This window comes from Pseudomonas syringae, assembly GCF_023278085.1.
GTDB classification, from domain to species: Bacteria; Pseudomonadota; Gammaproteobacteria; order Pseudomonadales; family Pseudomonadaceae; genus Aquipseudomonas; species Aquipseudomonas syringae_Q.
Genome location: NZ_CP066265.1, coordinates 4,398,556 through 4,410,000, shown reverse-complemented (window position 1 = coordinate 4,410,000; position 11,445 = coordinate 4,398,556). Strand labels below are relative to the sequence as shown.

General features: G+C 57.8%; 9 protein-coding genes and 2 rRNA genes (1 of these 11 only partly in view). 6 read left to right on the top strand and 5 right to left on the bottom strand.

Annotated features, from left to right (window positions below; translation table 11 throughout):
- From I9H07_RS19665 to I9H07_RS19655, 3 genes are all read left to right on the top strand, one after another.
- A 23S ribosomal RNA gene (locus tag I9H07_RS19665) occupies positions 1-2,035 on the top strand (it extends 859 nt beyond the left edge of the window).
- Positions 2,036-2,192: 157 nt separating this feature from the next.
- Positions 2,193-2,308: ribosomal RNA gene (rrf, locus tag I9H07_RS19660) — 5S ribosomal RNA — on the top strand.
- A gap of 195 nt (positions 2,309-2,503) precedes the next feature.
- The gene (locus I9H07_RS19655; RefSeq protein ID WP_236425737.1) at positions 2,504-3,082 is read left to right on the top strand and encodes a plasmid pRiA4b ORF-3 family protein; all 579 of its coding nucleotides are present in this window, start codon (positions 2,504-2,506) and stop codon (positions 3,080-3,082) included.
- 56 nt (positions 3,083-3,138) lie between these two features.
- On the opposite strand, the gene mksF is transcribed toward I9H07_RS19655, so the two are convergent.
- From mksF to mksB, 3 genes are read right to left on the bottom strand one after another with little or no spacing between them, the layout of a single operon-like run.
- Positions 3,139-5,958, bottom strand: a complete 2,820-nt coding sequence (gene mksF / locus I9H07_RS19650) for an Mks condensin complex protein MksF (protein WP_236425738.1) — start codon at positions 5,956-5,958, stop codon at positions 3,139-3,141.
- Positions 5,955-6,662, bottom strand: a complete 708-nt coding sequence (gene mksE / locus I9H07_RS19645; RefSeq protein ID WP_024644835.1) for an Mks condensin complex protein MksE — start codon at positions 6,660-6,662, stop codon at positions 5,955-5,957. The genes mksF and mksE overlap by 4 nt, the downstream gene beginning before the upstream one ends.
- Positions 6,652-7,929 (bottom strand): Mks condensin complex protein MksB, encoded by a 1,278-nt coding sequence (gene mksB / locus I9H07_RS19640; protein ID WP_024672680.1) that lies wholly within the window; start codon positions 7,927-7,929, stop codon positions 6,652-6,654. The genes mksE and mksB overlap by 11 nt, the downstream gene beginning before the upstream one ends.
- Before the next feature lie 144 nt (positions 7,930-8,073).
- Here mksB and I9H07_RS19635 point away from each other — a divergent pair, with 144 nt between their 5' ends.
- Entirely contained in the window at positions 8,074-8,880 is an 807-nt protein-coding gene (locus I9H07_RS19635; RefSeq protein WP_024672679.1) for a hypothetical protein, read from the top strand.
- Positions 8,873-9,328 (top strand): ribosomal protein S18-alanine N-acetyltransferase, encoded by a 456-nt coding sequence (rimI, locus tag I9H07_RS19630; protein WP_024672678.1) that lies wholly within the window; start codon positions 8,873-8,875, stop codon positions 9,326-9,328. The genes I9H07_RS19635 and rimI overlap by 8 nt, the downstream gene beginning before the upstream one ends.
- Before the next feature lie 9 nt (positions 9,329-9,337).
- Here rimI and I9H07_RS19625 read toward each other — a convergent pair whose 3' ends face one another.
- Positions 9,338-9,742: a hypothetical protein gene (locus tag I9H07_RS19625; protein ID WP_024672677.1), complete on the bottom strand. Its 405-nt coding sequence runs from the start codon at positions 9,740-9,742 to the stop codon at positions 9,338-9,340.
- A 131-nt stretch (positions 9,743-9,873) separates the two neighbouring features.
- Between I9H07_RS19625 and can the strand changes: the two genes are divergently transcribed.
- Positions 9,874-10,512 carry a carbonate dehydratase gene (gene can / locus I9H07_RS19620; RefSeq protein WP_003345939.1) on the top strand — a complete coding sequence of 213 codons (639 nt, stop codon included), beginning with the start codon at positions 9,874-9,876 and terminating at the stop codon, positions 10,510-10,512.
- A gap of 73 nt (positions 10,513-10,585) precedes the next feature.
- Here can and I9H07_RS25185 read toward each other — a convergent pair whose 3' ends face one another.
- Positions 10,586-11,290, bottom strand: a complete 705-nt coding sequence (locus tag I9H07_RS25185) for a methyl-accepting chemotaxis protein (protein ID WP_419204725.1) — start codon at positions 11,288-11,290, stop codon at positions 10,586-10,588.
- Positions 11,291-11,445 lie beyond the last annotated feature (155 nt).

Genomic DNA, 11,445 nt, shown 5'->3' with positions numbered 1-11,445 from the left:
TTTCGGCTAGGGGGTCATCCCGACTTACCAAACCGATGCAAACTCCGAATACCTACAAGTGCCGAGCATGGGAGACACACGGCGGGTGCTAACGTCCGTCGTGAAAAGGGAAACAACCCAGACCGTCAGCTAAGGTCCCAAAGTCATGGTTAAGTGGGAAACGATGTGGGAAGGCTTAGACAGCTAGGAGGTTGGCTTAGAAGCAGCCACCCTTTAAAGAAAGCGTAATAGCTCACTAGTCGAGTCGGCCTGCGCGGAAGATGTAACGGGGCTCAAACCATGCACCGAAGCTACGGGTATCATCTTATGATGATGCGGTAGAGGAGCGTTCTGTAAGCCTGTGAAGGTGAGTTGAGAAGCTTGCTGGAGGTATCAGAAGTGCGAATGCTGACATGAGTAACGACAATGGGTGTGAAAAACACCCACGCCGAAAGACCAAGGTTTCCTGCGCAACGTTAATCGACGCAGGGTTAGTCGGTCCCTAAGGCGAGGCTGAAAAGCGTAGTCGATGGAAAACAGGTTAATATTCCTGTACTTCTGGTTATTGCGATGGAGGGACGGAGAAGGCTAGGCCAGCCTGGCGTTGGTAGTCCAGGTTTAAGGTGGTAGGCTGAGATCTTAGGTAAATCCGGGATCTTAAGGCCGAGAGCTGATGACGAGTGTTCTTTTAGAACATGAAGTGGTTGATGCCATGCTTCCAAGAAAAGCTTCTAAGCTTCAGGTAACCAGGAACCGTACCCCAAACCGACACAGGTGGTTGGGTAGAGAATACCAAGGCGCTTGAGAGAACTCGGGTGAAGGAACTAGGCAAAATGGCACCGTAACTTCGGGAGAAGGTGCGCCGGTGAGGGTGAAGCATTTACTGCGTAAGCCCACGCCGGTCGAAGATACCAGGCCGCTGCGACTGTTTATTAAAAACACAGCACTCTGCAAACACGAAAGTGGACGTATAGGGTGTGACGCCTGCCCGGTGCCGGAAGGTTAATTGATGGGGTTAGCGCAAGCGAAGCTCTTGATCGAAGCCCCGGTAAACGGCGGCCGTAACTATAACGGTCCTAAGGTAGCGAAATTCCTTGTCGGGTAAGTTCCGACCTGCACGAATGGCGTAACGATGGCGGCGCTGTCTCCACCCGAGACTCAGTGAAATTGAAATCGCTGTGAAGATGCAGTGTATCCGCGGCTAGACGGAAAGACCCCGTGAACCTTTACTATAGCTTTGCACTGGACTTTGAATTTGCTTGTGTAGGATAGGTGGGAGGCTTTGAAGCGTGGACGCCAGTCTGCGTGGAGCCAACCTTGAAATACCACCCTGGCAACTTTGAGGTTCTAACTCAGGTCCGTTATCCGGATCGAGGACAGTGTATGGTGGGTAGTTTGACTGGGGCGGTCTCCTCCTAAAGAGTAACGGAGGAGTACGAAGGTGCGCTCAGACCGGTCGGAAATCGGTCGTAGAGTATAAAGGCAAAAGCGCGCTTGACTGCGAGACAGACACGTCGAGCAGGTACGAAAGTAGGTCTTAGTGATCCGGTGGTTCTGTATGGAAGGGCCATCGCTCAACGGATAAAAGGTACTCCGGGGATAACAGGCTGATACCGCCCAAGAGTTCATATCGACGGCGGTGTTTGGCACCTCGATGTCGGCTCATCACATCCTGGGGCTGAAGCCGGTCCCAAGGGTATGGCTGTTCGCCATTTAAAGTGGTACGCGAGCTGGGTTTAGAACGTCGTGAGACAGTTCGGTCCCTATCTGCCGTGGACGTTTGAGATTTGAGAGGGGCTGCTCCTAGTACGAGAGGACCGGAGTGGACGAACCTCTGGTGTTCCGGTTGTCACGCCAGTGGCATTGCCGGGTAGCTATGTTCGGAAAAGATAACCGCTGAAAGCATCTAAGCGGGAAACTTGCCTCAAGATGAGATCTCACTGGAACCTTGAGTTCCCTGAAGGGCCGTCGAAGACTACGACGTTGATAGGTTGGGTGTGTAAGCGCTGTGAGGCGTTGAGCTAACCAATACTAATTGCCCGTGAGGCTTGACCATATAACACCCAAGCAATTTGATCGAAAGGCCAGATTGCGGTGACTGTGGAGATGACACGAACCGAAGGTTTGCGGTCACGAACAACACCTGAACGACTGACTGTCACATACCCGATTTGCTGAAGCGCGCCGCAAGGCACGACTCGGTACCCGAATTTCTTGACGACCATAGAACATTGGAACCACCTGATCCCATCCCGAACTCAGCAGTGAAACGATGTATCGCCGATGGTAGTGTGGGGTTTCCCCATGTGAGAGTAGGTCATCGTCAAGATTAAATTCCAAAAACCCTCATCGCTCACGCGTTGAGGGTTTTTGTTTTTTAGCTTTGGTAAACTTTGGTCTTTGGGCGTGTTGCGCAGCAACGGGCCGAACATATAGAGCCGGGTGCACAGGTCTTTTCAACGTTACGCTATGGGCTATCAACGTGCGTAATATTTCAAATCCAATGCAAGAGGATGGTCAGTGCATGGTCAATAACACTCTCGCCACCCAGCCTGAAGCAGCTCTGCTGGTTTTGCACATTGAATTGAAAGGTGTCAAACCCAAGACCTGGCGTCGGGTAGTCGTGCCAGAGACCATTACCTTGGTCAGGTTGCACGCCATCATTCAGTGTGTAATGGGCTGGGAAGATGGGCACCTGCATGAGTTCGAAATGAACGGTGAGCGCTACAGCAATCAAGGCGCTGATGACAGGGCGTCGACTGTACACTCCGAAAGCAGGAAGACATTGATCAAGACGTTGGCCGGGAAAAAGACGTTCAACTACCTCTATGACTTTGGTGACTGCTGGGAGCACAAGATCAAAGTCGAGAAGAAACGGCCCAATGAATCGTGCCCGCAAGTGCCTTATTGCATCGACGGGGCTAACGCCTGTCCGCCAGAGGACATAGGCGGTAGTTTGGGCTATGCGGAGTTTCTCGCAGTGATCACGAACCCCGCTCACCCGGATTACGACGACATACTGGATTGGTATGGTGATGATTTTGACCCGGCGCACTTCGACCATCAGCTCACCAATTATCGGCTGTACAGGATGAAGGTCTGAATTCCGGACAACAAAAAAGGCCGCATTCCCATGCGGCCTTCTGATTAAAACTGCCTTTACGAAGCCAGCTCTGGAACCTCTGGTTTCACCTCATCACGACGCTGAATGTATTTCCAGTCCGCTTCATCAATGTAGATGCCATTAGGTCCACTGCCGCCTTCCAGGTCGATGGCTACATGGGCCGATACCTGCGGCTTCACACTGGCCAGAATCGGAACGAAGCCCAGTTGCAGACTCGTTTCCAGCAATGCTGCCTGATTCTTCTCGTCGATGTCTGCGGCTTCGTCGAGGTAGTAAGGCAACCGCACCCGCCCGGCCTGATCGCGATCCATCAAGTGCAACAGCAAGTACATGTTGGTCAGTGCCTTGATGGTCATCGTGGTGCCGTTGGAGGCCGCGCCATCGATATCGGTGTGGATAACCGGCTGACCATTGACCTTGGTGATCTCGAATGCCAGCTCGAACAGGTCTTTCAAGCCCAACTGGTTATGGTTGGCAGCCACAAGCCGCGCCAGATATTCCTTGGCTTCTTCGTTCTTGTTGTCCTGCTCGGCGCTCTGGCTGAGATCGAACACCGACAGTGTTTCGCCTTCTTCGTATTGCCCGGCGCTGTGGATGATCTGATCGATGTGCTTGAGCGCTTCCTTGTTAGGGGCGAGCACGATACGGAAACTTGCCAGGTTCGAGACCTGGCGCTTGTTGATCTCGCGGTTGAACAGCGCCAGTTGATGCTCAAGGCTGTCGTAGTCGCTACGAATGTTGCGCAGGGTGCGCGCAATGTCGGTCACCGCAGCACGACGAGCCTTGCCCAGTGTCAGCGCTTCCTCGCTGCGGTGCGCATAGGCATTGATCAACAGTTGCAGGCGACGCTCCATATCGTCCTCGCTGTCGAACTTGGCCACACCTTTCAGGCGAACCTGTGCATACAGCGCCTCGATCTGCCCATCGCTGCGCAACAGGCCCTGCCAGCTGTCCTGATAATCATTGAGCAGTGGCAGCAGGTTATCCATGGAATCGTCAATCGGGTCCATGAACGGTGTGCCGAATGGCAAATCCGCGGGCAGCAACTGACGGCGACGTAGCGCGTCGTCCAGCGTGCGTTGCTTGGATTCCATATCGCCAATCTGGCGGGCAATCAGTTGCAGCTTGGCTGACAGTTGCTGCACACGTTCGGTGAACGCGTCGCTGGAGCGTTTCAGTTCGTCCTGAGCGGCCTCCATTTGCGCCAGTTCTTCCAGCTTGGAGGATTCCTCAGCGCTCAAGGTCTGGCAACGGCGGAAGTCTTCAAGCGCCTTTTGAGCATCCAGCACCTGCTGGTACAGCGCTTCGGTCTGAGTCTTGCTCGCCGAACGGTCGGCAGCTACCGCCTGCTGGGTTTTCAGTTGCTTGAGCTCTTTCTCTAGACGTTCTTTCTGGTCGCGCAGTGCGGCACGATCAGCAAGCGCTTGCAGGGCTGGAGGTTCGATACTCGACAGATTGATATTTAACCCCGGTACCGCAAACTGATCGCCCTTGAAGCCGTCCAGAATGGTTTCCAGTGATTTGACCCAGGCGCCGTCATCGTCCAGCGCAATGCCTTGTTCGCCCAGCGGCAAACTGAACAGGGCGCTGTTGAACAGGCGCATCAGGCGCTCTACGTCCGGCTGGGAAAACTCTTCACGCAAGCGGGCATAGCTGTTGTTGTCGGCATGATCGAGTTGCTGCCTGACCGATTTGAGCCGTTGCTCGAGATCCCGTAGACGCTCGCCCAGATCCTCGGCGCTGAACTGCCGGGACTGTGCCAGCGCCCCGGCCAGTTCATCGTGAGCATCCTTGGCCGCCAGCAGTTGCTGCTCCAGCACTTTCACGTCATCGACCAGCGCGAAGCGATTCTTGAGCACTGAAAACTCGCCGATCCAGCGCTGCAGGCCGCTAATCTCGCGCTCCAGGCGCATCAGCTCCTGAGTGCTGCTGCGCTGGTCGTTCTGCATTTCATCCTGCTGGGCACGGTAATGCTCGGCCTGGGTGACCAGTTCTTCCTTGCGCGCGCCGGAATAGTCCGACCAGGTGCCGAGCAACGAATCGAGAATCGGTGACAGGCGATGCAGCTTGCCGCGCAGCAGGTCGCGTTGTTTGACGCCCGCAGCCAGCGCTTCGACCAGCGGACCGGCCAGCACCAGCGAGTTGTAATCCTGTTCCATGCGGCGCACGTCGCGGAACGCTTCTTCACAGGCCGCGATGTAATCGACGCTGCCCGAGCGCAGGCTGTGCTCGAACGCATCCAGAAACAGTTGCTTGAGTTTGGCCGCCGTGATTTCGCGCATGTGCAGCAGGTTGATGAACAGCGCACGGAAGGTCTTGAGGCTCTGTTCGCTGGTGGAGCGCAACGGGATCAGCGTCAGGTCCAGTGGAATTGAGGTATGACCGCCGACCAGCAAGCGACGCAGCTCATCCGGCTTGAGCTCATAGGCTTTCAGGCCCTGGCTTTCCAGATTGCTGAACAGCTCTTTCTGACGCAGACAGGTGTCGTTCTTCTGGTAGTGACCCAGATCCAGTTCACCGGCATAGGCGAAGAATTGATGACCGAAGCCACCGCCTGGACCGCGCCCTACGACGCCTATCACATGCGGGCCGTGCGGCAGGGAGACTTCCACCAGAATGTAGCTGGTGTCAGATGCAAAATAGAAGCGCCGGGATTGCTCAAGGCTGTACTTGCCGAAGCTCATGTCCGACATGCGCGCCAGAATCGGGAATTGCAGAGCGTTGATCGAGGCGCTCTTGCCCAGGTTGTTCGCGCCGTACACCGACAACGGATTTTCCAGCGGGAACAGGCCGAGGCTGTAACCGGCAGTGTTCAGCAGAGCGAAGCGGCGGATGCCATAACGTTCCTGGCTCATGTGTCCATCTCCTGTCGTTGCTCATCGGCGATTGCCCGGGCCAGCGCGTCTTCCTCGGTTTCTTCGCTGAATTCATCCAGATCCAGCGGGTCATCGGTTTCCAGCAGCTTTTCGTCGCTGTCGTCATCGATGAGCACTGGCGTCGGCAGTGGCAAAGCGCTGTGCAGGCTGGCCGCCAGGTCGCGGTCCTGTTGCACCGACAGGCAGACATCGAGAAAGCGGTGCATCGGTGGCAGGAAACGGTAAATGCCGACTTCTTCGCTGGCGAACCCCAATTGGGTCATGCGACGCATGATTTTCTCTTCCAGCTCTTCCTGAGTCTGCACTTCAGCCTGGAGAAACAGATCGCGGTACTTTTCCAGCATCGAAGGCAGTTCATCACGTCCCAGACTGCCGCCGTCCAGCACCGACATCGGGTCACGGCCCTGATCAGCCAGGTGCTCGACCAAGATGAAGGTGAACAGCGCCAGACGCTGTGCGGTCTTGTTGACCTGTGCAGCGGCCAGTTCAGGCACGAAGTAATAAAAACCACGTGTGTCGCAGACCAGCTCATACCCCAGTGCCTTGAACAGCGTGCGGTACTGGTCCTGGCAGTTGGACAATTGAGCGTACAGCTCCGGGTCGCGGCGGCTGATGTGGTAACCCTTGAACAGCTCGCGAAAGATCGGCGCGAGCTGGGACATTTCGGATAGATCAAGATGCATGAACAGGGCTCTCGGAATTCTCTGGCTGCTCGTCTTGCGCAGCGAGCAGGGCAAAGGAGCGCAGGCTGACGCGATGCTCCCGGGTGAAGTATTCGCGACGCTCAAGGCGTTCGCGGGCAAAGCGCTTGTCACGCGACAGTCGCGAAAACCAGTACAACAACTCTTCGGTTTCGCCCGTTGGCTCCTGCTCCAGCAGCCAGATCATCAGGTCCGGCATCGGCAGGGCGTCTTCACAGCGCTCAAGCATTTCCTTGACCGTGCGCGGCGCACGTGGCGGCTCGCCCTTGCGGGTGCCGCTGGCCTTGGGAAACTTCGCGGGCTTGGGTTCGAAGCGTGCCAGGGCATAGACATACGCCTCAACCTGGCTTGCACTGCCGAGAAAAGTGCTTTGCGGGCGGGTGAACATCGGCATGGCAGCCTGTGGCACCGCGTCCAGTCCCTTGCGGCGGATCGCGGACAAGGCCAGCGCCGCGCCGCGGGTCACGGCGTTATGGCGACGTGCTTCTTCGCGCAGCGGCAGCAGCAGCTCACGAGCGTGGCGCAGGGTCAGCTGGGCGCTGGTCTGCATTTCCAGAATGCGCGCGTGGGTACGCAGCAGCATGTCGTCATCCACCAGATGGCCAAGCCGCTGCTGTTCGGTCAACAGGCGCAGCAGGACGACCTCGACCTTGCGCACGCCTTGTTCGAAAGCACCGTCAGCGTTGACCAGCTGGATCATCGGCTCGACGTATTCGTCCCAGGTGGCCAGCACTTCCGCGTAGCGCTGGCGCAGCGGGATCTGCCGGTCGCTGGTCTTGGCCCGGTCAGCGACTGCGACCAGCGCCTGTTCGTCATTGGCCAGCTTCTTGAGCACATCCCGCACGCGCATGTCCAGCAGCCGCAGCTGTCTGGCCAGATCGTTGGCATCGCGCACATCGAACGCGTCCTGAATGTAACCGGCCAGTCGTTCCAGGTGGCGCAGATAGGCTTCGATTTCCAGACACAGGCCCAGCCGGTGCTCGCGGCGCAGGTAGGACAGGAAATCGTGAATCTGCGCATTCAGTTCGAAGCGGTTCGGGCTTTTCGCCACGGGCACCAGAATGTCCAGACGAATCCACACGTCCAGCAGATTGGTGATGTCTTGCGGGGTGCTGTCCTGTTGCTGTGCGGCCAGTTGCAGACGCAGCTCGCTCAGGCTCAGCGTGCCCTGGTCGAAATGTTCGCATAAGGGCTCGAGTAGCGCCCAGTGCTCGGCGAGGGCGCGCAGGACGCGCTTGGGTTCGATCATCGTTAGGCCGACTGTTGGCAAGTGAAAAGCGGCGATTGTACTGCATCAGTCGCCTGATATTTCACCTCGCGGCGATATGCTGCAGCGCGAAAAGACGAACAACGCTAGAATTGCGCGCTCAACTTATCCACAGGTGGCTGACCTTTGCTCAACGAGTCCCGTCGCCGCGCTTATTTGACCGCCATGCAGGTGGTCAACTGGCTGCCGCGCACAGAACTGCCCTTCGCCGCGCCGTCGCGCCCGGAACTGCTCGCGCCGTTGCCGCCGCCGGTCGCGGTGCACGGCGTTGCGCCTGCTGCAGCGCCGGTCGAGCAGGCTGCACCGGCTGAAGCTTCAAACGTTGTGCCAATAGCGCGGCAGCCCGAGCGGCCGAAGATCGAGGTGCCGCGTCCGTCACTGGCCAGCACCCGCACGGCCGCACCGGTCGCTGAAGAAGCCGCGCCGACGCCGCCCAAGGCTGCGGTCGTGCCACCGCCGCGTTTTGCTCTGCAATTGCTGCGTGCCGGGCGCTGCCTGTTGCTGGTCGAACTGACGACTGGCCAGCCCTTTCAGAGCCGTGATCCTTCCTATCTGTTGCTCAAGGATATGCTGCGCGCTGCCGGTCTGCCCGACAGCCCGCAGATTATCGGCGAGCCAGTGCGCTGGCCGTTGCTGGTGCGCGGTCAGATGGATCAGGGTCCGGAAGCGGCGCGTGATTTTGTGCAGGGTTTTGTCGGCGCACGGCTGGAAGACGAAGCCTGCGCCTGCCTGTGGCTGATCGGTTTGCCTTCGATGAAATACGCCGGTGAAGTGGATGCCGAGTCGTACAATCTGGAACTTCAGGTCGAAGGTCTGGGGGCTGCCTGGGCGCTGCCGGGCCTTGAATTAATGATGGACGAGCCGCAACGCAAGGCGGACGTCTGGAAAGCCATGCGTCGGCTGATGACGCGCTGGAAATCGATTGATGAGTGACGCCGTAACCTTCCGCCGCATGACCGAAGCCGACATGGATGCGGTGCTGAAAATCGAATACGCAGCGTTCAGCCACCCGTGGACACGCGGGATCTTCCTCGACGGGCTCAAATCCTACGAAATCTGGCTGATGTTCGAAGGCGCGCAGCAGGTCGGCCATGGTGTAATCCAGGTCATCATCGATGAGGCGCACCTGCTCAACATCACCGTCAAACCGGAAAACCAGGGCCGTGGCCTGGGTTTGCTGCTGCTGGATCATCTGATGAAGCGCGCTTACCAGCTCAATGCCCGCGAATGCTTTCTGGAACTGCGCGACAGCAATCGGCCAGCCTATCGCCTGTATGAACACTACGGTTTCAACGAGATAGGCCGGCGTCGTGATTACTATCCGGCACCCGACGGCGGCCGTGAAGACGCCGTGGTGATGGCCTGCACCCTGCTGGACTAGCTGCCTGGATCAGCGCTGGTTGCCGTCCAGCGGGTCGATGATTGCCAATTCTTCCTCATCCAGCCCGTTGCCACCGCCAATGTCATCTTCGTCGACTACGGTCAGGTCGAGGTCGGCCGGGTCACCATCGCCCTGCTCGGACGGGGAGCGAGCGCCGTCTTCACGAATCAGGGTTTCGGGAGACAGATCATCGTCGGTCGAGTGGTGATCATCCGTCGATGCCCCCGTGAGGCCCGCTTCGCGCACGCGCTGATCCGGAATTTCATGTTGCAGCTCGCCTTCAGGGATAAGATCGCCGATACGGCCCGGTTCTTCCTCGTCGAAATCGAGTGTTTCCATGGAGCCCATGCGGTCTTCGTTATCGTCGATGGGTTCCGGTTCGGTAGCACCGAACGGACGGCGTGAATCGTTCATGAGAAATCCTCATTTCAGGTGGTCGTAAAAAGTTGACCGGCCATGACTTTGAAGATTCCTTTTTTGTTGACCGTGACTTAAAGGATCGGACACCAGTCCAAGGCTGGGCATCATTATCGAGGCGTCAAAGCATGAACGAGCTACAAGACCTGATTGATAACAATGCACGCTGGGCCGATGCGATAAAGCAGGAGGACCCTGAGTTCTTCGCCAAGCTGGCCCGCCAGCAAACGCCGGAATTCCTGTGGATCGGTTGTTCGGACGCGCGCGTGCCGGCCAACGAAATCGTCGGTATGTTGCCCGGTGATCTGTTTGTCCACCGCAACGTGGCGAATGTCGTGCTGCACACGGATCTGAATTGCCTGTCAGTGATCCAGTACGCGGTAGACGTATTGAAGGTCAAACACATCCTGGTGACCGGCCACTATGGCTGTGGCGGTGTGCGTGCCTCCATGCAGGATCGTCAGTTCGGCCTGATCGACGGCTGGCTGCGCACGATTCGTGATCTGTATTACGAAAACCGCGAATTGCTCGCCAAACTGCCGACCGAAGAAGAGCGTGTCGACCGTCTGTGCGAACTGAACGTGATTCAGCAAGTGGCCAACGTCGGCCATACCAGCATTGTGCAGAACGCCTGGCACCGTGGGCAGAGCCTGTCTGTGCATGGCTGCATCTACGGCATCAAGGATGGCCGCTGGAAGAGCCTCGACGTGACCATCAGTGGCTTTGAGCAACTGCCGCCGCAATACCGCCTGCGTCCGCAGGACTGATCGCCGCCTCTTTAGGCGCTGTTATCGCTCGTCGGCCTGTTTTTGAACGTGCTGACGGGCGGTAATCAGGCCCTCACAAGACAAAGCGCTGCACCATCAGGTTCAAGTCAGTCGCCAGCATCGCCAAGGCATTGCTCGCGACAGTGGTCTGCTGTGCCCCTGAAGCCGTCTGGCTAGACAGATCACGAATACTGCTCAGGTTGCGATCCACTTCACTCGCGACCTGCGCCTGCTGTTCGGCGGCACTGGCGATCAGCAGATTGCGGTCGTTGATGGTGGCTGTCGAGCTGATGATGACGTTCAGCGCCTCACCGGTCGCGGCGGCCTGTTCCAGCGTGAGGTTTGCCTGAGTCGCCGTATGCCGCAGTGAACTGGCCGTCTGTTGCGTGCTCGGCTGCACTCCGCTGATCAAGCCTTCGATTTCTGCAGTGGACGCGCTGGTGCGCTGCGCCAACGAACGGACTTCATCGGCCACCACGGCAAACCCGCGTCCTGCCTCGCCCGCACGCGCGGCCTCAATGGCTGCGTTCAACGCCAGCAGGTTGGTCTGGTTGGCGATGGCGCGGATCACATCGAGAATGCTGCTGATGCTCTGCGTACGCTCGGCCAGCCCTTCGGCCTGATGCGATGAGTCGAGCACGTTTTCTGTCAGTTCCTTGATCGAACTGATGGTTGCCGACAGCTTGTCCTTGCCCTGTGCCGCCGCCTGGGTCGAGGCTTCGGATTCGGTCACGGTATTGCTGGCGTTGCCGGCTACTTCAACGGCCGCCTGGCTCATCTGGTTGACGGCAACGGCGGCCTGTTCGATTTCGTCGTTCTGCAATTGCAGATTGAGCGCGCTGGCCTCGGCGATGCTGCCCATCTCCTGCACCGATTGCGATAACTGGGTCGCCGCTGCGTAAATCTGGTCAATGGTGCTGTGCAGATTGCTGC

Coding starts and splice junctions, on each gene's coding strand:
- I9H07_RS19655 (WP_236425737.1), top strand. CDS start 2,504: ATGGTCAATAACACTCTCGCCACCCAGCCTGAAGCAGCTCTGCTGGTT.
- mksF (WP_236425738.1), bottom strand. CDS start 5,958: ATGAGCCAGGAACGTTATGGCATCCGCCGCTTCGCTCTGCTGAACACT.
- mksE (WP_024644835.1), bottom strand. CDS start 6,662: ATGCATCTTGATCTATCCGAAATGTCCCAGCTCGCGCCGATCTTTCGC.
- mksB (WP_024672680.1), bottom strand. CDS start 7,929: ATGATCGAACCCAAGCGCGTCCTGCGCGCCCTCGCCGAGCACTGGGCG.
- rimI (WP_024672678.1), top strand. CDS start 8,873: ATGAGTGACGCCGTAACCTTCCGCCGCATGACCGAAGCCGACATGGAT.
- I9H07_RS19625 (WP_024672677.1), bottom strand. CDS start 9,742: ATGAACGATTCACGCCGTCCGTTCGGTGCTACCGAACCGGAACCCATC.
- can (WP_003345939.1), top strand. CDS start 9,874: ATGAACGAGCTACAAGACCTGATTGATAACAATGCACGCTGGGCCGAT.
- I9H07_RS25185 (WP_419204725.1), bottom strand. CDS start 11,290: ATGAGCCAGGCGGCCGTTGAAGTAGCCGGCAACGCCAGCAATACCGTG.